Here is an 18,640-nt window from a genome sequence, read left to right on the forward strand (position 1 = left end):
CAGGGACGTCACCACACAACAGGGGGGGGTGAGCGCTGAGCCTCACGCCCGCCCGTACGCGGCACCGAGCCCCTGGGACAGCTGGTGGAAGGCGTGGTCCGCCGCCGCCAGCGCGTCCTCGTACAGCGCGTCCGCGCTCGCGCCGCCCGCGATCCGGTTCCAGTTCTCCTCGGCGAGGATGCGCTGCGCGGCGATGATCTGGCCTGCGGCGACCCGCGCTCCGACCCCCTCGCCGAGTTCCGCCGCCAGCGCCTGCTCCGACCGTCCCTGGTAGCCGTAGAGGCGGGCCACCAGGCTCGGCGTGCCGTACAACAGGGCGTGATAGGCCCGCACTTGGGCGTTGTCGCAGAGCCCCGTCACCGGGTCCCGGCGCTCCAGGCCGGTACGGAAGTGGGCGTACAGGGCCGGGAGCGGCGCCACTCCCGCGGTACGGCCCGCCGCGACGACCCGGGCCGCTTCGTCCTCGTGGTCGGCGAACCGGTGCAGGACGAGGTCCTCCTTGGCGGGGAAGTAGCGGAAGAGCGTCGGCTTGGAGATCCCGGCGGCGGCGGCGATCTCCGCGACGGACACCTTGTCGAACCCGCGCTCCAGGAACATGCCGATGGCGGCCTCCGAGACCGCCTCGAAGGTCTGCCGCCGCTTGCGCTCCCGCAACCCCATCTCACTACCCATGCGCCCGAGCCTACGGGGCGCGCCGGACGCACCCGGGGTGCGCCGGCTCGGGCCGTCGACCGTCAGATGCGCCAGTCCCGGATCCGGTCGGCGGCCTGGTAGACGCTCACCTTGCCGGCCTGGATGTCGCGCACGAGGTCGACCATCGCGCCGTACGGGGGGTCGATGCCCTCGCCCGACGCGTACATGTAGGCGGCCGTCACCTGGCAGGCGTACAGGCTGTTGCGGTGCGGCAGCGGCTGGAGCCGCACCAGGGTGTGCAGCAGGGCGGCGGCGCGCCAGGAGGGTTCGGGGTCCGCGGTGGCGGGGCGCGGGATGCGGGTCTTGTGCCGGGCGACGGCGGCGACGAGGGCCGAGTAGTCGGCCACGCTCACGTCTTCGGGCACGGCCTGCTCCTGGACGTCCAGGAGCCACGGGACGTCGATGTAGAGGACCATCAGGCCGCGTCCGCCCCCTCGCCGCGCGCGTTCGGCGGTGCCTCGTCGGGGAAGGCCTCGTCGAACTCGGCGCGCTGGCGCTCCCCCCAGGAGAGCGCGTAGCGGACGAACTGCAGGCGCTGCTGCTCGCGCAGGGGCAGGTCGTGGACGTACTGCTTGAGGGACTTTCCGTCGGCGGCCGCAGCGGCCCTGACCGCTTCGAGTTCCTCGTCGGTGAAGGTGATGTTCAAGGACGGCATGACTCGATGGTACCTAGTTGGTACCTGCTCGGCCACGGGACGGACGCAACTGCGCGGACCGCCCCCGGCCGCCACCGAGAAACTGCCGCTCGGGTCGTCACACTCCATCTCCCCCGCGGGTCAAAGGGGTGTTGCCCCACAGGAACGACCCCACCGAGGAGACGACCATGCAGACGCGTTCACTCACCGCACAGGTACCGATGGCCCCGCGCATGACCGACGACCCGGCGGAGCTGGTGCCCGAACTGGCGGGGGTGTCCGCCGCGCTGTTCCGGATCACCGGCAACGGTTCGGTGCCGCGCTCCACGATCGGCCTGGTGCAGCTGCGGGCCGGGCAGATCGCCGCCAGCACCTATCTGACCGTGCTGCACACCGGGTTCCTGCGCCGGGCCGGGGAATCGGAGGAGCGCATCGCCTCGGTGGTGTCCTGGCAGGACTCGCCGTACTTCACCCCGCCCGAGCGGGCCGCCCTCGCCCTGGCCGAGGCCACGCTGCGGCCCGCGGCCCACGGCGAACGCGTCACGGACGAGTTGTACGCGCTGGCGGCCGAGCACTACGAGCCGAAGGCCCTGGCCACCTTGATGTTCGCCATCGGCCAGGTGAATTTCTTCACGGCCGTGGCCCTGATAGCCAAGCCGGTACCGGGCCGCGCGTTCACGGACCCCTGGAACTGATGCGCTGCGCGGTGGGGCCGGCGGCCGCCCGCTCACGGGCACCCGTGTCCTCAGGTCCGCCCCTGTCCGCACCGCCGGCACGGGCGGGAAATCCAGGAGCCAAGGGCTGACGTTCCCGGCAGGATGCCTTCGTGCACCATGTTCTGTGCGGGCTCGCCGCCAACGTAAATCTGCCGTCCGAGCTGGTCGACCGGCTGATCGCCATAGCGGATGCCGACATGGCCGCGGACCTCGCTCTGCGGGCCGACTTGAGCCACGCGCAGGCGGTGGCACTGGCGTCCCGGGGTGAGGAAAGCGCCCTGTCACTCGCCCACGCGGGCCTGTTGACGGCCGCGGACGTTGATCCCGCGACGCGTCCGGATGTCGCGCTCGCCCTGCTGTCCGAGCGTGCCGGACGCCCGGAGTGGGCGCGCCTCCTCGCGGAAGACCCCGTCGTCGAGCGCCGGGAGAAACTCGCCGCCTGCCCCGGCCTTCCGCCCGACGTGGTGGAGAAGCTGGCCACCGACTCGGACGCACAGGTCGTCGCGGAACTCGCGTTGTGGACGACGTCGGGCATGGCCACCAGGCTCGCGTCCCATCCCCATGCCGAGGTCCGGCGCGCGGTGGCGGCCAACGAGGCCACGCCACCGGCCGTACTGGCAGCACTGCTCACCGGGAAGGGGCTGCCGGCCGCACAACGCTGCCTGGTCTGCGACCGTGAAGAAGTGCCGTTCATGCACGATCCGCAATGCGCGCGAGTCGACTGCGACCTGTTGTCCGGCGCCTCCTGCGACGGCTCCCACGAATCCACCGGACACGGCATACGGCAGACGGCGATTCAACACCCGTCCACACCCACGGAAGCCGTCGTGGGCTTCGTCGGCGACCCATCGCCGGGGCTGCGCCGGACGCTCGCGGGCCGTCCCGATCTGCCATCGGAAGTCTGCGCTCGGCTCGCCGTGGATTCGCATCCCGGTGTTCGAGCCGACCTCGTCCGAGAATCCGGCGATCGACGACGCCCTGATCCACGCACTGGCCGCCGACCGCGACCACGAGGTGCGGCGCAAGCTCGCCCACAACCCGCGCGTCCCGCTCGAAGTGCTGACCCGCCTCGCCCGCGCCACCAGGATCGGCGCCACCCTGCTGCCGCGGATCGCCTCGGCATCGCCCGCGGAGGTCGAGCAACTGGCCGCATCGCCGAACCCGGCCGCACGGATGCTCATGGCCCAGCGACGCGATCTGCCACCGGCGCTCCGTGACGCGCTGGCCACCGATGCCGATGCGAAAGTGGTCAAGTCCATCGCTCCGCATCCAGGTCTCTCGGAACGCCGACTGCGCGCCGCGCTCGACCGGCACGGAGTCCAGATCGCCGCCGCGGTGGCAACCAATCCGGACGCGACTCCCGCACTCCTGGAGGACCTCGCCCGGCACCAACCATCGGCACGGAAGGCGCTGCGCGAAATCGCTCGGCATCGCCATGCGTCGGCGCCGGCACTCCTCACCTGCCTCGCCGATGCCCGAGCGAGGCCCTTGGCCGCCGGGCATGCGGCGCTCCCGCCTCGGATCATCCAGGAACTACTGACCGACCCGGACTGGCAAGTGGCCGAGGCCGCAGCCGCCAATCCATCGCTGCCGCCGGCGGTGATGTCGGAACTCATACCTCTGCGGTAAGCCCTGGCCACCCCGTGGCAGCTGTTGGCACAGCCGTTGGGATACTGCGCCCATGGACACGAGTAAGGGGCCCGGTGCGACCGGGATAGTCGCGGCGGGGGGCCGGGGGGCGTGGGCGTTGCGGCCTGCGGAGGGGGCTGATGTCGAGGCGATCGTCGAGCTGCGGGCCGTGGCGATGCGGCCGGACCTGGAGCGGCTCGGCCGCTTCGACGAGCACCGGGTGCGTCAGCGGTTCCGCGACGCGTTCTGCCCCTCGCACACCTGGATCGTCCTGGCCGACGGCGCGTTCGCGGGGTGCGTGGCCCTGCGGCCGGCCGAGGACGGTTACTGGCTGGAGCACTTCTATCTGGCCCCGGCCGTCCAGGGCCGCGGCCTCGGCTCGGCGGTCCTGCGTGCCGTACTCGCCCGCCCCGAGGCCATCGCGGCGCCCGTCCGCCTGAACGTGCTCCAGGGCAGCGCGGCGCGGCGTCTCTACGAGCGCCACGGGTTCGCCGTGGAGTCGCAGGACCCGGTGGATGTCTTCATGGTGCGCCCGCCCGGGGCGCGGGCCTGATCGTCGTGGGGGCCCGGTCGGCTGCAAGAGGTGAGCGGCCGGCCCCGCCCGCTTGTTCCTGCTCCCCGCGCCCCACTACCGTGCGCCCCGTGGATCTCTTCTCGCGCTCATGGGACGCCCTGCTCACGGCCGTTGACGGGCTTGCGGACGAGGACTTCGGCCGGGCGTCCGGCTGTGCCGGGTGGCTCGTGCGGGATCTCGTGTGCCATCTGGTCATCGACGCGCAGGACGTCCTCATCACCTTGGTGACGCCTGCCCCGGCCGGGGCGGAGGTGACCGTCGACGCCGTCACGTACTGGCGGCTCGGCGACGAGCCCCCGACGGGGGACGACCCGCTGGACGCGCTCATCGTCCGGCTGGCCGCCGCCTACCAGGAGCCGCGCCTGCTCCGGTTCCACCTGGACGACGTCGGCTCCGCCGCCGGGCGCGCGGCGCGGCTGGCCGATCCGTCGGTGCGCGTCAGCACCCAGGACCAGATCCTGACGACCGGCGACTACCTCGGCGCGTACGTCCTGGAGTGGACGCTGCATCACCTCGACCTCAGCGACCGGCTCCCCCACGCCCCGGCGCCGCCCGCCGAAGGCCTCGCCCGCTCCCGCGCCCTGCTGGAGGGGATCGCCGGCGCCGCCTTCCCCGCGTCCTTCGGCGACACGGCCGCCCTGCTGATCGGCACCGGCCGGCGAACGCCCACCGACGCCCAGCGGGCGGAACTGGGCGCGCTGGGCGAGCGGCTCCCGCTCGTCATCGGCTGAGCCATACTGCGCCAAGTCCGCGCCGCCCGCCCCGGCCGGTACGCCCTCCCCCGGCCCTGGGCGAACGGCCGGCCTCGCCGACCGCGCGGCTCGATGGCGGAGGATAGGGGGCGGGTCGCGTCCGCGCTGCCCAATTTGCTTGCTGCGCCGGGGAATTGGCCGCAGATGCGGTGACTCTGTCAAGCGGGCGGCCGTTCGGCGGGGTTGCGGCCCCTGACGCCCGCCCGGGCCAAGCCGCCGGCCCCGCGGGTTGGAGCCATCAGGGGCTGGCGCGAATGCCTCCCGCACCGCCCGCGCCCGAACTCCGGCACTGTTCACTGGTCAAGGACCAAGGCCCCGGAACCACGCACGCCTTCGGGCCGCACCGATGGCGGCGGCGCCGGGAAGATCGGGGAACGGAACTTGCCATGACCGACGGAAACGGACGCGCCGACAGCGTTGTCGACGCCCTGGAACGCCACCTCGTCCACGATGTGCCACCGCTGCGCCTCCAGCGGGCCCGCCGCGCATTCCTCACCCAGGGCTTCGTGAAGACCGGGTTCCTCGCTCCGCGCGACGTCAAGAAGTTCTTGGCGGAGGAGACGGAGTCACTGATGGGCCGTCATGCGGTGCGCCGGGACGGCGTGTTCGCGGAGACCGGGGGCACGCCCCGGCGGATGCGCAACGTACGCCGGGCCGAGATCGCCGAGCACGGCCGGATCCTGCCCGGGGTGTACGCGTCGGAGGGGCTGCGCGAGGCCCTGTCGGCGGTGGCGGGGGAAGAGGTGCTCGCATGTCCCTACGCACCCGAGCAGTTCGTGATCACCGAACTCACCCGGTCCGGCGACACCCACGGCTGGCACTGGGACGACTACAGCTTCGCGCTCGTGTGGGTGATCGACTGTCCGCCCCTGGAGCGGGGCGGGTTCGTGCAGTGCGTCCCGCGGACGGAATGGGACAAGGAAGACCCGCAATTGCACCGGCAGTTCGTGTCCCGCCCGATCCATTCCGTCGAACTCAGGCCCGGCGACCTGTACTTCCTGCGGTCCGACACCACCCTGCACCGGGTGTATCCGGTCAGCGGCGGACGGCGCCTCATCGTGAACATGGGGTACGCCGCGCGCCGCGACCTGGCCAAGTCCCTGTCCCACGAGACCATGGACGCCTTGTGGGCCGATCCGGTCCCGGATACGGCCATCGGCGGAACGGAACAGGAGAACTCCCCGTGGCGGCGAACGTCCTGCGGCGGCACATCGGAGTCCCCGGACTCGTCGTCCACTACCTGACCTCGGTCCTCGGCGTCGGCCTTCTGGTCATCCCGGTGCTCGCCTGGAGCACGGCCGGGCCGCTCTCGCTGCTGGCCTGGGCCGTCCTGATCGTCTACAGCTATCCGTTCGCGCTCGTCTTCGCCGAACTCTCGACGCTGCATCCGACGAGCAAGGGGGTGGCGCAGTTCGTCGAGGTGGCCTTCGGGCGGCGGGCCGGCCGGATCGCCGCGCTGTACCTCCTGATGACGCTGCTCGCGGCCAACCCCGTGCTCGGTCTGATCGCCGGGCGCTACCTCCTGGCGGCGCTGGCCCCGGGCGCCTCCAACCGGGCCTCGCTGGCGGCCGGTGCCGTCGTCATCCTCTGCTGCGTCGCGCTCAACCTGCTGGGCGTCAGGGTGAGCGGGCGCGTCCAGCTCACCGTGCTGGCCGTCGTGACGGTCTTCCTGTGCGCGGTCATCGTGCTGGCCCTGCCGCAGGGCAGCACGGCCCGACTGCAGCCGTTCGCCCCGCACGGGTGGGCGGTGCTCGGGGACACGCTGCTGATCTGCTTCTTCGGCTTCATCGGCTGGGAGAACGCCGCCCCGATCGCGGAAGAGGTGCGCGACCCCGCGCGCACCTTCCCGCGCGGCATCCTGTATGCCGTGTGCGTGGTGGGAGTGCTCTACTTCGCGATGGCCCTGACGGTGGCCCTCACCCTGCCCGCGGGCCAGAGCGCACAGGAGCAACTCACCGGGTTCACACGCCTGTTGAGGCTGGCGACCGGTTCCGACCACACCACCCTCGGCTATCTGGTGGCGGCCGTCCTGCTGGTGCTCACCACCAACGCCTGGTGCCTCGGCACCTCCCGGGTCGTCTTCGCCCTGGCCCGCGAGGGCGTCGTCCCCCGCGCCCTGAGCCGTCTGTCGCCCCGGACCGCCACCCCGTACCGGGCGGTGCTCGCCCTCGTCCCGGGCTACAGCCTCACCCTCGGCCTGCTCGCGGTGACCGACTCCAACGAGTCGGTCCTCATCAAGGCGTCCTCCGCCGCCTACCTCCTGGTCTTCCTCCTCGCGTTCGTGTCGGCCCTGCGGCTCGTACGGAGCGCGGCGATGCGCTGGACGACGCGCCTGGTCACGGCGGTGACCGTGCTGATGCTGCCGTTCATGGGGGTCAGCGTCGGCTACGCGGCGGGCATGTTCGCGGCGGCGGCGCTCATCGAGACCTGGCAGTTTCGGCGCGAGCGCGCCCGCGGGCGCCCGACGCCCGCCGACAGCGTCGCCTCGACCGCCGTACCGAACACCTCAGCGCCCCGACACCGTTCCCACCACGACCGACGAGAGAACCGTCCCCACCACGACCGGACAGAGAGGTGACGCCGTGCTCGGCCGCCACATACTCGGGATGACCGACTTCACCGCCGATGAGTTGCGCACCGTCCTCGACCTGGCCGCCCGCATGAAGAGCGGCGAGGACACCCGCCCCCATCTGACGGGGATGGATCTGGGCCTGCTCTTCCACGTGCCCTCCACCCGTACCCGGGTCTCCTTCCAGGTGGCGGCGGCGCAGCTCGGCGGGCGCAGCTACACCTACGGCCCCGAGGAGCTGCGGCTGGCCAACAACGAGACGATCGAGGACACGGCGGGTGTGCTCAGCCGCTATCTGAGCGCGCTGGTCGTCCGCTGGTACGACATGGCGGACTACGGCGCCGGGCACCGCAGGCTGCGCACCATGGCCGACCACGCCTCGATCCCGGTGATCAACGCCCTGGACGACGAGGAGCACCCGTGCCAGGTGCTCGCCGATCTGCTGACCCTGCGCGAACGGTTCGGCGACGACCTGCCGCGGCGCCGGGTCGTCTACACCTGGGCCTACTCCTCCCGGCAGAAGACTCCGGGCGTGCTGCACTCCTCGCTCCTGGCCGCGGCCCTGCTCGGCCATCACGTCACGTTCGCGCACCCACCAGGTTTCGGCCTGGACGAGCGGTATGTGAAGCAGGCCCAGGACCTCGCCGCCGGATCCGGGGCCCGTCTCGACTTCTGCGAGGACATGGCGGAGGCGGTGCGGGGCGCCGACGCGGTGTACGTGCAGAGCTGGAAGTCGCTGCGGCTCGCGGGGCAGCAGGAGTGGCAGACGCGTACGCGTCTCGCGGACCGGTGGCGGGTCACCGAACCGCTGATGGCGCTCGCCGCGCCCGGTGCGCCGTTCCTGGACTGCATGCCGAGCAACCGCGGCGAGGAGATGGACGCCGAGGTCAAGGACGGGCCCCGCTCGCTGATCTTCGACCAGGCCGAGAACCGCCTGCACGCCCAGAAGGCGCTGCTGGCCCTGGTGCTCGGCAGCGCGTCGCAGGCCCCGTCGCTCACGGAGGATGCGCGGTGAGCGGGCCGCGGGAAGGAGTGGCCGGGGCTGTGGAGGATGACCGGGTCGTGCTCGTCACCGGTGGCGCGGGCGGCATCGGGTCGGCCGTCTGCCGCCGGCTGGCCGACCACCGCACCACGCTGGCCGTGGCGGACCGCGCCATCGAAGCCGCCCGCGAGGTGTCCCTCGACGTGCGGTCGGCGGGCGGGCGGGCCGAACCGTTCGCCTGCGAGCTGTCCCGGCCCGACGACGTGGCTCAGCTCGTGACGTCGGTCGTGGAGCGCTTCGGAGCGCTGCACGGGCTCTGTACGGTGGCGGGCAGCATCCGGCGCGGTGACATCACGGAGCTGAGCCCGGCCGACTGGCGGGCCACCTTCGAGGACAACCTGGACTCGGTGTTCCTCACCTGCCGGGCCGCCGTCCCGCATCTGGCGCGCGCCGGCGGGGGCGCGATCGTCACCGTGGCGTCGGGCTGGGGTCTGCGCGCGGGCCGGCGGGCCGCCGCGTACTGCGCGGCCAAGGCGGGCGTGGTGATGCTGACGCAGGCGATGGCGCTCGACCACGCGGCGGCGGGCATCCGCGCCAACTGCGTGGCGCCCGGCGACGTCAGGACGGGCATGCTGGAGCGCGAGGCGCGTCAACTGGGGCGTCCGGTCGAGGAGTTCTACGCCGAGGCGGCCGACCGGCCGCTGGGCCGGATCGGCGAGCCCGGGGAGATCGCCGACGCCGTACGTTTCCTCCTCGGAGAGGAGGCGTCCTTCATCACCGGCGCGGTCTTGACCGTGGACGGCGGCGGCACCGTGTAGCTGCCGGGGCGCTGCGCGGTACTCGGCCACCGCCCCGAACACGCCCCGCCCTGCTGGGAGTTCAGACCAGTTTCGGCAGGAGCAGCTCGATGTCCCGCTGGGACAGTTCGATGCCGAAGACGTCGGCGATGACCTTGGGCACCTCATGGGGTTCGAGCTCGCGGCTCTCGTGAGGGGCCTCGGCGCCGGGCCTGATGGTGGTCAGGCGCCGGCTGTCCAGGAGGTGCAGCCGGTCGGGGTGCAGACGCTGGAGGAAGAGGCGGTCGCTGAAGACCGACTGCGGGCTCGACGCGCCGTAGTGGTTGCTGACCTGGAGGTCGATCGGATATTGGCGGTGGAGGGTGAAGGTGTGCCGCACCATCCATCCGTCGTCGGTCACCTCGATGCCCGCGCGCTTGTCGGCGGGCTGGTAGAGCGCCCAGCCGACTTCGCCCGGCGAGACCTCCTGGCGGCGCAGCCGGTAGGACCAGACCCCGTCCGTGGTGTCCGTCGCGTCGGTCAGCTCGATGGGTTCGAGGGGGCTGGCGCCGAAGCCGACGTCGCTCAGCCAGCGCCGTCCGTCGAGCTCGACGATCACCATGGCGTGCGTCTCGGGCCGGATGCTCGGCGAGCCCGTCCTGACCCGGCCCTGGACGACGAAGAACGCGTAACCGAGGCGTTCCAGGGCGGCCGCGTACAGGGTGACGTGCTCGAAGCAGGTGCCGCCGCGCGGGCTGCCGATCAGCTTGGCCTGCACCGACTCGACGTCCAGCGGCCGGTGTTTGCGCAGCACCGACTCGATGTTCTCCCACCGTACGGAGAGCACATGGGCCCGGTGCAGCGCGCGCAGGGTGGCCAGGGTGGGGGTGCGGTCCCCCACATGACCGACGTGGGTCAGATAGGCGTCGAGATCGAGGGCGTCGCCGTTCCACATAGAAGGCGGTCTCCTTGTGTGCTCACGTCGGATGTGGGGACGGCGGCGCCGGTGGATCGGCCGGTGTATCAGGGGGCGATGGGCAGCCGGCGCTTGTGGTCGGTGAGGCGGTAGCGGTCGACGATCGTCTTGAAGACCTGCTCGTCCACCGGCCTGCCCTCCAGGAAGTCGTCGATGTCGTCGTAGCTCACGCCGAGGGCCGCCTCGTCGGTCTTGCCCGGGTCGAGCGTCTCCAGGTCGGCGGTCGGCACCTTGCCCACCAGGCCGGACGGCGCGCCCAGGGCGGCCGCGACGGCGCGCACCCGGCGCTTGGTCAGACCCGTGAGCGGGACGAGGTCGGCCGCGCCGTCGCCGAACTTGGTGAAGAACCCGGACACCGCCTCGGCGGCGTGATCGGTGCCGACGACCAGGCCGCCGTGCGCGCCGGCCACCGCGTACTGGGCGATCATCCGCTGGCGCGCCTTGATGTTGCCGAGCACGAAGTCCTGGTGGCTCTCGTCGCGGAACGCCACGTCGCCGTCCACGACGGCCTGGAGCGCGGCGTCGCTCGCGGGCTTCACGTCCACGGTCAGGACGTGGTCGGGCTTGATGAAGGAGAGCGCCGTCTGGGCGTCGTGCTCGTCGGCCTGGACTCCGTAGGGCAGGCGCATCGCGTAGAAGCGGGCCTCGTGGCCGGCGGCCCTGGCCCGCTCGACGGCGAGCTGGCACAGCCGGCCCGCCGTGGTGGAGTCCACGCCGCCGCTGATGCCGAGGACGAGGCAGCGCAGCCCCGTGGAGGTGAGCCGCTCGGCGAGGAAGGCCACGCGGCGCTCGATCTCCCGCTCGGCGTCGAAGGTTTCGGCGACCTCGAGTTCCCGGGCGATCTCCTGCTGCAGGGCGATGGACGCCGACTCGCTCACGTCTGCTCCTTGTTCCGCGTTGCGCTGCGCTGTTGCTGTCGGGGACCAGCCTAACCAAGCCGGCCCCGGCCGACTCCTCGGGCCGCCGCCCGGCGGCGGGGACCTCGGTCCGAGCCCGGCCGGCCGGTCATGCTCCGGCGCCGGGCCGCTGCCGAGCGCGCAGCACGGACGCGATGCGCCGGCACCAGTCCCGGTGCTCCGTCTCGAAGGCGAGACCGCGCAGGCACGTCAGATAGGGGCCGATGCGCTCGCCGTGCAGCAGGAACTCCTCCTCGTCGCACGCGCCCCTCAACTGCCGCAGCAGCGCGCCGAGTTGCTCGATCTTGGCATCGGCGGCGCGGGCGCGCCCGTCGAGCTGTTCGATCACGGACGCGGTGCCGATGCGGTCGGCGGCCTGGACCTTGACCAACAGGTCGTCCCGGATGAACGAGGGCTTCGAGGCGGCTGCCGCGAACGCCTCCAGTTCGGCGCGGCCGGCCTCGGTGACGTGGAAGAGGCGCTTGTTGGGCCGGGTCTCCTGGACCACGTGGCGCCCCGCCACCAGGCCGTCCTTCTCCAGCTTGGCGAGTTCGGCGTACAGCTGCTGCGGCAGGGCGTGCCAGAAGTTGGCCACCCCGATGTCGAAGGCCTTGGCCAGCTGGTAGCCGCTGTACTCGCCGTCCAGCAGAGCCGCGAGCACGGCGTGTCGCAGAGCCATCCGGGCGCCCCTTCCCTTTCGTCGCGCGTGACGGCATCATACTCAACGATCTGAGTAGTCAGATTGATGACTATGACGTTGCCGCTCGCCCCAGGAGGGTTCATGAACGCCGCCGGATCCGCGCAGACCGCCCGCTTCACCGAGACCGCCGCACGCTTCCGTGCGGCCGTGGAGAAGCGCGATCTCGCCGCGCTCGACGCCCTGTTCACCGACGAGGTCCGGCTCTACAGTCCGGTGAAGTTCGTCCCGTTCGAGGGCAAGGCGATGGTGCTCGGGCTCTTCGGGGTCCTGGTGCGCACCTTCGAGGACCTGCGCTACGTCGGGAGTTTCGAGGGCGCCGCCGAGACGAGCGCCGACGGGTCGCAGGCCCCGTCGGTGGTCCTGCCGTTCCGCGCGACGGTGGGCGGCAAGCAGATCCACGGCATCGACCTGCTCCAGTTCGACGACTCGGGGCGGATCAAGGAGTTCACCGTGATGGTCCGCCCGCTGTCGGCCGTGCAGGCGCTGGGCGGGGCCGTCCTGGCCGGCCTGGTCGAGGACGGCCTCGCGCCCGCTCCGGCCGAGGGCTAGCCCCACCCCGTACGGAAGCCCGTGCGGACACGAACTCACCCTGGACACCAGCTAGTTGACGCCGACGCCGGCCGGCGCCGCGGCCCCCGCCGGCGCCAGCAGCTCCAGCCGCTCGGCGTCCCGGCTGCCCGGTTCCGCCGTGTAGACCATGACGCGCAGCTCGCTCCCGGCGACGGTCAGGACATCGCAGTCCAGGGTCACCGGGCCGAGCTCGGGGTGTCGCCCTCGGCGGCCGGACCGGCGTCCAGACGGTCGAGCAGGGCGCCGGGATCATCGTCCGCATGGCGCAGGCCGGGCCGGACGGGCCGACCGGCGGGTTCTTCGATGTCCATGGTCCGCTGCCCGGGTAGCGGCGGTGGCGCGGTTCGTCGGGATGCCCCGGCCAAGATGCCGGAGACCGTGAGCTGTACGAGGGTGGTGACGCGGTCAACCGCTGACTGTCCGGATCGAGGAGCTCGTGAACGATGGAAGCACAACACGGCCGGAGTGATCAGGGCCCGGGGCACGCCCCCCGGGCCAATCAGCACGGCGCGACGGAGTCGCGCGTGACCCTGACGGTGAACGACGCCGACCACCGCGTCGAGCTGGAGCACTGCGCCACGCTGCTGGAAGTGCTGCGCGAGTCCCTGGGCCTGACGGCCTCGCAGAAGGGCTGCGACGACGGCCGCTGCGGGGAGTGCACGGTGCTCATCGACGGCCGCCGGGCCACGAGCTGTCTGCTCCTCGCCGTGGCACAGCAGGGGCACGACATCGTCACCGTGGAAGGCCTGGTGGCCGCGGCCGGCGCGGACGGCGACCGGCACCCGCTGCGCCGCGCGCCGGTGGAACGCGACGTGCTCCAGTGCGCGTACTGCGCACCGCAGCGGCACGCCGGGCCCGGTGGCCCGGACGACGGGGCGCCGCCCGCCGTCGTCACCGACATCGACCTGCCGGTGGACGTTCCCGTGCGGCTGACCGCGGACGAGGTGCGCGACCGGCTGAGCGGGCGGCTGTGCCGCTGCGGGGCCTATCCGGGCACCGCCCGTGCCGTACAGGACGTGATCGTGTGAAGCCCCTCGCGTATGTGTGCCCGCGCTCCCTCGCGGAGGCATCGGCCGCCCACGGCGGGCGCCCGGAGGCCCGCTACCTCGGTGGTGGAACCAGTCTGGTCGAGCTGATGAAGCTCGGTGTCGAGCGTCCGGACCTCGTCGTCGACATCACCCGTCTGCCGCTCGACGCGATCGAGGACATGCCGGACGGCTCGCTGCGGGTGGGGGCGACGGCACGCAACAGCGACCTCGCCGCGCATCCGGCGGTGCGCGAGAGCCGCCCGGTCCTGGCACAGGCGCTGCTCAGCGGCGCCTCGGGGCAGCTGCGCAACATGGCCACCACGGCCGGCAACCTGTTGCAGCGCACCCGCTGCGGTTACTTCCAGGACCTGTCGAGGCCCTGCAACAAGCGGGTGCCGGGCAGCGGGTGCGGTGCGCTCGAGGGCGTGAACCGCGATCACGCGGTCTTCGGCCACTCCTCGCAGTGCGTGGCCACCCACCCCTCCGACCTGGCGGTGGCGCTGGCCGCGCTCGACGCCCTGGTCGAGCTGGAGGGCCGGGGCGGGGTACGGACCGTGCCGGTCACCGAGTTCTACCGGCTGCCGCAGGACAGGCCCGATCTGGACACCGTGATGCGGCCCGGTGAGCTCGTCACGGCCGTCCTGCTGCCGCCGGTGCCGCCGGGCAGCGTCTCGCGCTACCGCAAGGCCCGGGACCGGGCGGGGCACACCTTCGCCCTTGCCTCGGTGGCCGCCGTGGTGCGGGTCGAGCACGGTGTGGTGCGCCATGTGGCGGTCGCCTTCGGCGGTCTCGCCCACCGGCCGTGGCGGGCCCGGCAGACGGAGGCCGCCCTGCTGGGCACGACCCCGGCCGCCGAGAGCGTGGAGCGGGCGGTGGAGGCGGAGCTGGCGGGCGCGGTGCCGCTGCGGCACAACGCGTACAAGGTGGAACTCGCCCGCGGACTGGCCCGGGAGGTCCTGGACGCGCTGACGTCCCGGCCGCGCCGCCCCTGAAGGGACCGACGTCGGACTTCCCGTTCACGACCGCGAGAAATCTTTCACGGCGCCCCGTGTACGACACAGCAACCGGGGCACAGGAGCAGCAACATCGTGACCGTGTCGACGGGAGGGTCCCACCCATGCTGATGGCGCATCCGGCAGTGCTCCGCGATCTGCTCGACGAGTACGAGGCCCTGCTGCTGCTGAACGCCGCCGACGGCAGCGAGGCCACGCGACAGCGCCTCGACGACGTGATGTACACCCTCTGCGTCTCGACGGGCACCAGGGACATCGACGCCGCCGTCATCGCAGCCCGCCACCGGCTGCCCGGGGCCCGCACCTTCGACGACTCGGTCCTCACCGCCTGACACCCCCGCTCACGCCCTGTTCCGCGGCTCCGCCGCTGCCCCTCCCCCGACTCCCGTAGGGTGCCGGAAGGATCCAGGAGGCAGGGCGGAGCCGCGGCCGTGCGCGCACAGGGCGGCCGGGGAGGGCGATGGCAGTGGTGTTGACGGCGTTCGACGCGAGCGAGCGGCGGATCTGGGCGGGGCGGGCCCAGGCGTACGCGGACAGCTTCGGCAGGCTGTGCGCCCACCCCGTTCCGCGGCTGCTCGACGCGGCCCGGGTACGGGACGGGGTGCGCGTCCTCGACGTGGGCACCGGAACGGGCACGGTGGCCGCCGCGGCCTTGGAGCGCGGTGCGCGGGTGACGGGCGTGGACGCCGAGGTCAGCATGGTCGAACTGGCGGCGCGAGCCGTCCCGCAGGCGGAGTTCCATCTGGCGGTGCTTCCTCAACTGCCCTTCTCCGAGGGCCTGTTCGACGCGGTGACGGGCAACTTCGTCCTCAATCATGTGGGACGCCCCAGGGCCGTCCTCGCCGAGCTGCGCCGCGTCGTGCGGCCGGGCGGCCGGGTCGCACTCACCGTCTGGGCGTCGCCCGCGGGAGCCGGGCAGGCCCTGCTCGGCCGGGCCGCCCAGGCAGCGGGAGCGTCCCGCCCGCCCCACCTCCCGGCCCTGGCCGCCGACGACGACTTCCCCCGGACCACGACCGGCCTCGCCGATCTCCTCCGCTCGGCCGGCCTGAAGGACGTCGCCTGCGAACCACTGCACTGGGACCACCGCACGACCGCCGAGGCGTGGTGGGGCGGCGCCGCCGACGGCATCGGCACCATCGGCCAGACGATCCTGAGTCAGCCCGAGCACATCCGCGCCGAGATCAAGCGCCGGTTCCACCTCCTCAGCGCCGAATTCGCCCTGCCGGACGGCCAGTTGGCACTCCCCCACGCGGCGCTGCTCGCATGGGGCCGTCGCTGAGGTTCGGTGACGACCGCCCCGAGGGGAACCCCGAGCGCGCGGGCCGCTGTGACCGGCCGTCGCCGCGGGGACCTGCGCGGGGCCGCGCTACGCACCGGATCCGATCTCGACCACCCTGGCCCACGCCGGCGGCCTGTCCGGTACGTAATCGGGGTCGTCCTCGACCGCGGAGCGACGGCCACCGGCGCGCGGGAAGAGCCCGACGACCGTGCGGCACGGGGGCCGGCTGTCGGGCCAGGGGGTCTGGCCGTCGGTCATGACGACGATGACGTCCGGCCGGGGCCGGGCCGCGAGGGCCCTGGCGAAGCCCGCGCGCAGATCCGTGCCTCCGCCGCCCACCAGCGCGATCCCCTCCCCCCGGCACAGCGTCCGTACGAAGTGCGCCGCCGCGTCGCACGGCAGGACGCTGACCAGGTCACGGCCGCCGCCCACCGCGCTGGAGATCGCGGCGACCTCCAGCAGGGCGCTGCCCAGTTCGGCGTCGCTGACCGAGCCCGAGGTGTCGATGATCACGCACACCCGGGGCGGGGTGCGGCGCAGGCTCGGCAGCACGACGCGGGGCACGCCGACCGACCGCCGCGCGGGCCTGCCGTAGGTGTAGTCCTCCCCCGTCCCCGCGCCCGACACCGCGGCGCGCAGGGCCGCTCCGAGCAACTCCCGCCAGGGCTGCGGTGGATGGAACGCCTCCTCCGCCCAGCGCCGCCACCCTTCGGGGACGCTTCCGGGGCGGCCGCGGATGCCTTCGGCCACCCGGAACCTGACGGCGTCACGCTCCTGTTCGCTGAGCGCGTGCGAGCCGCCGGGCCCCAGCTCCCAGCCGCGCTCCAGGCCGTCCGCGCCGCTGCCGCAGTCCAGCCAGTTCAGCAGCCGGGTGTTGGGGCCGAGCCGGAACTCCCGCAGGTAGTCCTCCATGAGCAGCCCGGCGCGCAGCCCGAGGGACGACGGTCCGACCGCCCCCTTGGGCCGCACGAGTCCGTCGCCGTACACGTCGTCGTTGATCTCGCAGTCCGCCGCGATGTTCATCCTGAGCCGCTCGCCCCGGCCGGTCAGACCGTGTTCGCGCGCGAACCGGTCGCTCCGGCCGTGGTGGTCGCGCAGCAGGTGCGACACCTCGTGCACCCACACACCGGCCAGCTGCTCGACGGGGGTGCGGGCCACGAACGCCGGCGACACGTAGCACCGCCAGTGCCGGTCGACGGCCATCGTCATGACCTCCGGCGCCTCCACGGGATGCAGGGCGAACAGGGCCGTCGCCAGATAGGGCCGCACACGCGCGGCGTGCAACCGGGCGGCGAACAGTTTGTCGAAGTCGAGGGTGCCGGGGTTCCGCACGACGGATTCGGGCCGAGCGTCAATCGGCTTGTCCGGCAGCCCAGTTGGGGCACCCTTCGGCGCGGCTCCGCTCCTCATCGTCCCCCCTTGGCGCCGGCCGCGGGCCGCGCGTTGCGGGCCGCCCGGTCGGCACGCCGTGACAGCGACACCGCCCCCGCGAGCCGCTCGATCGTCGGTGGTACGTCCCAGTCGTCGCGGCGCAGCGAGGCGAGGGTGGTGGCCGGGACGACGACCACGTCCGGAGCGCCCGTCTCGACCGCCTTGGCCATGAGCGCCCAGGCCGCGTCCCAGCGGGCCCGGTCGGGGCGTCGGCGTACGGCGGCCACCACACCGTCCAGCACCGCCTGACGCAGGTCGCCCCGCTCGGGCAGCGCGGCGCCCGCCGGATCGGCCAGGAGCGTCTCGGGGTCCGGCAGATCCATCCGGTCGAGGCTCGCCAGGAGTTCGAGTCCCGGGCCGTCGCCCACGGTTCCGCGCACCAGCATCGCCAGCACGTCGCGCGAGACGCCGGCGGCGGTCGCGAACGCGATCAGCCGCAGGGTCATGTCCCAGCTGCGCGGCGAAGGCCACGCACCACCCCGGCGCGTCTCCGTGCTGGGGAGCTGGTGCACGAGCGCCGGGCGGGCCGCGAGGAGACCGCACACGGCCCGGCGGGCGAAGTCGACGGCCTGCGGGAGCCGTTCGGCGGCGAGGCGCGGCAGGGTGGCGCGCGGCCAGGTGCCGCCGAGTCCGCGCACCACGACCTCGTGGTCGTGCGTCCACTGGAGATGGACGAAGCGGTTGGCGAGCGGCGGGCTCAACTCCCAGCCGTCGGCGGCCGAGGCCCGCGGGTTGGCCGCCGCCACGATCCTTACCCCGGGCGGGAGTTGGAGCGTTCCGATGCGGCGCTCCAGGACGAGCCGGAGCAGCGCCGCCTGAACGGCGGGCGGCGCGGTGGACAGCTCGTCGAGGAACAGCAGGCCACGGCCGGACGCGACCAGGCGCACGGCCCACTCCGGCGGCGCCATCGGCACGCCCTGTACGGCGGGATCGTCCCCGACGACGGGCAGCCCGGAGAAGTCGGACGGTTCGTGGACGCTGGCGATCACCGTGGTCAGCGGAAGGTCCAGCTCGGCGGCGAGTTGGGTCAGGGCGGCCGTCTTGCCGATCCCCGGCTCGCCCCACAGCAGGACGGGCAGGTCGGCGGCGACGGCCAGGGTGAGCGCCTCCAGCTGCGGGTCGGGGCGCGGCTCGGTGGTGGTGTCGCACAGGAGGCTCAGCAGCTCACCCGCCACATCGAGGGGTGATCCGGCGGGGACGGGCGCCGGCGTGGACGGCCCGGCGCCGGGGCGGCAGGCAGCGTCGAAGCGGGCCTGCGAGCCCGAGTCGGAGAGGGGGTCGCAGTCGGAGCCGGCGCCGGGGCTGGGGCTGGGGCTGGGGTTGGAGTCGGCGCTGGAGTTGCAGTTGGAGTCGAGGTCGGAGTCGAGGTCGGAGTCGGAGACAGGGAGCGGACGGGTGGAGTGTGTAGCGGCGTACGCGGTG

20 protein-coding genes and 3 pseudogenes are annotated in these 18,640 nt (G+C 73.0%); 14 read left to right on the forward strand and 9 right to left on the reverse strand.

Annotated elements, in window-relative coordinates; all coding sequences use genetic code 11:
- Positions 1-42: 42 nt before the first annotated feature.
- From ACGF3I_RS02315 to ACGF3I_RS02325, 3 genes are all read right to left on the reverse strand, one after another.
- Complete coding sequence (locus ACGF3I_RS02315) at positions 43-672, reverse strand: TetR family transcriptional regulator (protein ID WP_393128608.1); 630 nt, start codon at positions 670-672, stop codon at positions 43-45.
- Positions 673-734: 62 nt separating this feature from the next.
- Positions 735-1,109 (reverse strand): toxin Doc, encoded by a 375-nt coding sequence (locus ACGF3I_RS02320; RefSeq protein WP_393128609.1) that lies wholly within the window; start codon positions 1,107-1,109, stop codon positions 735-737.
- Positions 1,109-1,348, reverse strand: coding sequence for a hypothetical protein (locus ACGF3I_RS02325; RefSeq protein ID WP_393128610.1), 240 nt, complete (start codon positions 1,346-1,348; stop codon positions 1,109-1,111). The genes ACGF3I_RS02320 and ACGF3I_RS02325 overlap by 1 nt, the downstream gene beginning before the upstream one ends.
- 167 nt (positions 1,349-1,515) lie before the next feature.
- Here ACGF3I_RS02325 and ACGF3I_RS02330 point away from each other — a divergent pair, with 167 nt between their 5' ends.
- The 8 genes and pseudogenes from ACGF3I_RS02330 to ACGF3I_RS02365 all read left to right on the forward strand — a co-directional run bounded on the left by ACGF3I_RS02330 (position 1,516) and on the right by ACGF3I_RS02365 (position 9,367).
- Positions 1,516-2,022 carry a carboxymuconolactone decarboxylase family protein gene (locus tag ACGF3I_RS02330; RefSeq protein WP_393128611.1) on the forward strand — a complete coding sequence of 169 codons (507 nt, stop codon included), beginning with the start codon at positions 1,516-1,518 and terminating at the stop codon, positions 2,020-2,022.
- A gap of 131 nt (positions 2,023-2,153) precedes the next feature.
- Positions 2,154-3,672 (forward strand): annotated as a pseudogene (locus tag ACGF3I_RS02335) (hypothetical protein).
- Positions 3,673-3,724: 52 nt separating this feature from the next.
- Positions 3,725-4,225, forward strand: coding sequence for a GNAT family N-acetyltransferase (locus ACGF3I_RS02340; protein WP_393128612.1), 501 nt, complete (start codon positions 3,725-3,727; stop codon positions 4,223-4,225).
- Between the two features lie 89 nt (positions 4,226-4,314).
- Positions 4,315-4,977, forward strand: coding sequence for a maleylpyruvate isomerase N-terminal domain-containing protein (locus tag ACGF3I_RS02345; RefSeq protein ID WP_393128613.1), 663 nt, complete (start codon positions 4,315-4,317; stop codon positions 4,975-4,977).
- Positions 4,978-5,384: 407 nt separating this feature from the next.
- Positions 5,385-6,242 carry an ArpA protein gene (locus tag ACGF3I_RS02350; protein ID WP_393128614.1) on the forward strand — a complete coding sequence of 286 codons (858 nt, stop codon included), beginning with the start codon at positions 5,385-5,387 and terminating at the stop codon, positions 6,240-6,242.
- On the forward strand, positions 6,182-7,576 hold the full coding sequence (locus ACGF3I_RS02355) for an APC family permease (protein ID WP_393128615.1): 1,395 nt from the start codon (positions 6,182-6,184) through the stop codon (positions 7,574-7,576). The genes ACGF3I_RS02350 and ACGF3I_RS02355 overlap by 61 nt, the downstream gene beginning before the upstream one ends.
- A 4-nt stretch (positions 7,577-7,580) precedes the next feature.
- A complete protein-coding gene (locus ACGF3I_RS02360) occupies positions 7,581-8,582 on the forward strand; it encodes an ornithine carbamoyltransferase (RefSeq protein WP_393128616.1) in 1,002 nt (333 codons plus the stop codon).
- A gap of 29 nt (positions 8,583-8,611) precedes the next feature.
- Positions 8,612-9,367, forward strand: a complete 756-nt coding sequence (locus ACGF3I_RS02365) for an SDR family NAD(P)-dependent oxidoreductase (RefSeq protein WP_393128617.1) — start codon at positions 8,612-8,614, stop codon at positions 9,365-9,367.
- 61 nt (positions 9,368-9,428) lie between these two features.
- Here ACGF3I_RS02365 and ACGF3I_RS02370 read toward each other — a convergent pair whose 3' ends face one another.
- The 3 genes from ACGF3I_RS02370 to ACGF3I_RS02380 form a co-directional block, all read right to left on the reverse strand.
- On the reverse strand, positions 9,429-10,280 hold the full coding sequence (locus ACGF3I_RS02370; protein WP_393128618.1) for an arylamine N-acetyltransferase: 852 nt from the start codon (positions 10,278-10,280) through the stop codon (positions 9,429-9,431).
- A 68-nt stretch (positions 10,281-10,348) separates the two neighbouring features.
- Positions 10,349-11,179, reverse strand: coding sequence for an ammonia-dependent NAD(+) synthetase (nadE, locus tag ACGF3I_RS02375; protein WP_393128619.1), 831 nt, complete (start codon positions 11,177-11,179; stop codon positions 10,349-10,351).
- Positions 11,180-11,306: 127 nt separating this feature from the next.
- Entirely contained in the window at positions 11,307-11,876 is a 570-nt protein-coding gene (locus ACGF3I_RS02380; protein WP_393128620.1) for a PadR family transcriptional regulator, read from the reverse strand.
- A 102-nt stretch (positions 11,877-11,978) separates the two neighbouring features.
- On the opposite strand from ACGF3I_RS02380, the gene ACGF3I_RS02385 reads away from it, so the two are divergent.
- Positions 11,979-12,446 (forward strand): nuclear transport factor 2 family protein, encoded by a 468-nt coding sequence (locus tag ACGF3I_RS02385; protein ID WP_393128621.1) that lies wholly within the window; start codon positions 11,979-11,981, stop codon positions 12,444-12,446.
- Positions 12,447-12,497: 51 nt separating this feature from the next.
- On the opposite strand, the pseudogene ACGF3I_RS02390 reads toward ACGF3I_RS02385, so the two are convergent.
- Positions 12,498-12,665, reverse strand: a pseudogene (locus tag ACGF3I_RS02390) (transcriptional regulator); the annotation flags it as partial.
- 5 nt (positions 12,666-12,670) lie between these two features.
- On the opposite strand from ACGF3I_RS02390, the pseudogene ACGF3I_RS02395 reads away from it, so the two are divergent.
- The 5 genes and pseudogenes from ACGF3I_RS02395 to ACGF3I_RS02415 all read left to right on the forward strand — a co-directional run.
- Positions 12,671-12,796: pseudogene (locus tag ACGF3I_RS02395) on the forward strand (short-chain dehydrogenase); the annotation flags it as partial.
- A 114-nt stretch (positions 12,797-12,910) separates the two neighbouring features.
- Entirely contained in the window at positions 12,911-13,495 is a 585-nt protein-coding gene (locus tag ACGF3I_RS02400; RefSeq protein ID WP_393128622.1) for a (2Fe-2S)-binding protein, read from the forward strand.
- Positions 13,492-14,487 carry an FAD binding domain-containing protein gene (locus tag ACGF3I_RS02405; RefSeq protein WP_393128623.1) on the forward strand — a complete coding sequence of 332 codons (996 nt, stop codon included), beginning with the start codon at positions 13,492-13,494 and terminating at the stop codon, positions 14,485-14,487. The genes ACGF3I_RS02400 and ACGF3I_RS02405 overlap by 4 nt, the downstream gene beginning before the upstream one ends.
- Before the next feature lie 125 nt (positions 14,488-14,612).
- On the forward strand, positions 14,613-14,840 hold the full coding sequence (locus ACGF3I_RS02410) for a DUF5133 domain-containing protein (protein ID WP_393128624.1): 228 nt from the start codon (positions 14,613-14,615) through the stop codon (positions 14,838-14,840).
- 128 nt (positions 14,841-14,968) lie between these two features.
- Positions 14,969-15,787 carry a class I SAM-dependent methyltransferase gene (locus ACGF3I_RS02415; protein ID WP_393128625.1) on the forward strand — a complete coding sequence of 273 codons (819 nt, stop codon included), beginning with the start codon at positions 14,969-14,971 and terminating at the stop codon, positions 15,785-15,787.
- A gap of 87 nt (positions 15,788-15,874) precedes the next feature.
- On the opposite strand, the gene ACGF3I_RS02420 is transcribed toward ACGF3I_RS02415, so the two are convergent.
- On the reverse strand, positions 15,875-17,197 hold the full coding sequence (locus ACGF3I_RS02420; RefSeq protein WP_393128626.1) for a VWA-like domain-containing protein: 1,323 nt from the start codon (positions 17,195-17,197) through the stop codon (positions 15,875-15,877).
- Positions 17,194-18,393 carry an AAA family ATPase gene (locus tag ACGF3I_RS02425; RefSeq protein WP_393129103.1) on the reverse strand — a complete coding sequence of 400 codons (1,200 nt, stop codon included), beginning with the start codon at positions 18,391-18,393 and terminating at the stop codon, positions 17,194-17,196. The genes ACGF3I_RS02420 and ACGF3I_RS02425 overlap by 4 nt, the downstream gene beginning before the upstream one ends.
- Positions 18,394-18,640 lie beyond the last annotated feature (247 nt).

This window comes from Streptomyces sp. NPDC048111 (genome assembly GCF_043202815.1).
GTDB lineage: Bacteria > Actinomycetota > Actinomycetes > Streptomycetales > Streptomycetaceae > Streptomyces.

What these genes read in the sequence shown, in the direction of transcription:
- ACGF3I_RS02370 (WP_393128618.1), bottom strand. Translation starts at nt 10,280, where the DNA reads ATGTGGAACGGCGACGCCCTCGATCTCGACGCCTATCTGACCCACGTC.
- ACGF3I_RS02410 (WP_393128624.1), top strand. Translation starts at nt 14,613, where the DNA reads ATGCTGATGGCGCATCCGGCAGTGCTCCGCGATCTGCTCGACGAGTAC.
- ACGF3I_RS02325 (WP_393128610.1), bottom strand. Translation starts at nt 1,348, where the DNA reads ATGCCGTCCTTGAACATCACCTTCACCGACGAGGAACTCGAAGCGGTC.
- ACGF3I_RS02420 (WP_393128626.1), bottom strand. Translation starts at nt 17,197, where the DNA reads ATGAGGAGCGGAGCCGCGCCGAAGGGTGCCCCAACTGGGCTGCCGGAC.
- ACGF3I_RS02315 (WP_393128608.1), bottom strand. Translation starts at nt 672, where the DNA reads ATGGGTAGTGAGATGGGGTTGCGGGAGCGCAAGCGGCGGCAGACCTTC.
- ACGF3I_RS02330 (WP_393128611.1), top strand. Translation starts at nt 1,516, where the DNA reads ATGCAGACGCGTTCACTCACCGCACAGGTACCGATGGCCCCGCGCATG.
- ACGF3I_RS02350 (WP_393128614.1), top strand. Translation starts at nt 5,385, where the DNA reads ATGACCGACGGAAACGGACGCGCCGACAGCGTTGTCGACGCCCTGGAA.
- ACGF3I_RS02400 (WP_393128622.1), top strand. Translation starts at nt 12,911, where the DNA reads ATGGAAGCACAACACGGCCGGAGTGATCAGGGCCCGGGGCACGCCCCC.
- ACGF3I_RS02320 (WP_393128609.1), bottom strand. Translation starts at nt 1,109, where the DNA reads ATGGTCCTCTACATCGACGTCCCGTGGCTCCTGGACGTCCAGGAGCAG.
- ACGF3I_RS02380 (WP_393128620.1), bottom strand. Translation starts at nt 11,876, where the DNA reads ATGGCTCTGCGACACGCCGTGCTCGCGGCTCTGCTGGACGGCGAGTAC.
- ACGF3I_RS02415 (WP_393128625.1), top strand. Translation starts at nt 14,969, where the DNA reads ATGGCAGTGGTGTTGACGGCGTTCGACGCGAGCGAGCGGCGGATCTGG.
- ACGF3I_RS02385 (WP_393128621.1), top strand. Translation starts at nt 11,979, where the DNA reads ATGAACGCCGCCGGATCCGCGCAGACCGCCCGCTTCACCGAGACCGCC.
- ACGF3I_RS02340 (WP_393128612.1), top strand. Translation starts at nt 3,725, where the DNA reads ATGGACACGAGTAAGGGGCCCGGTGCGACCGGGATAGTCGCGGCGGGG.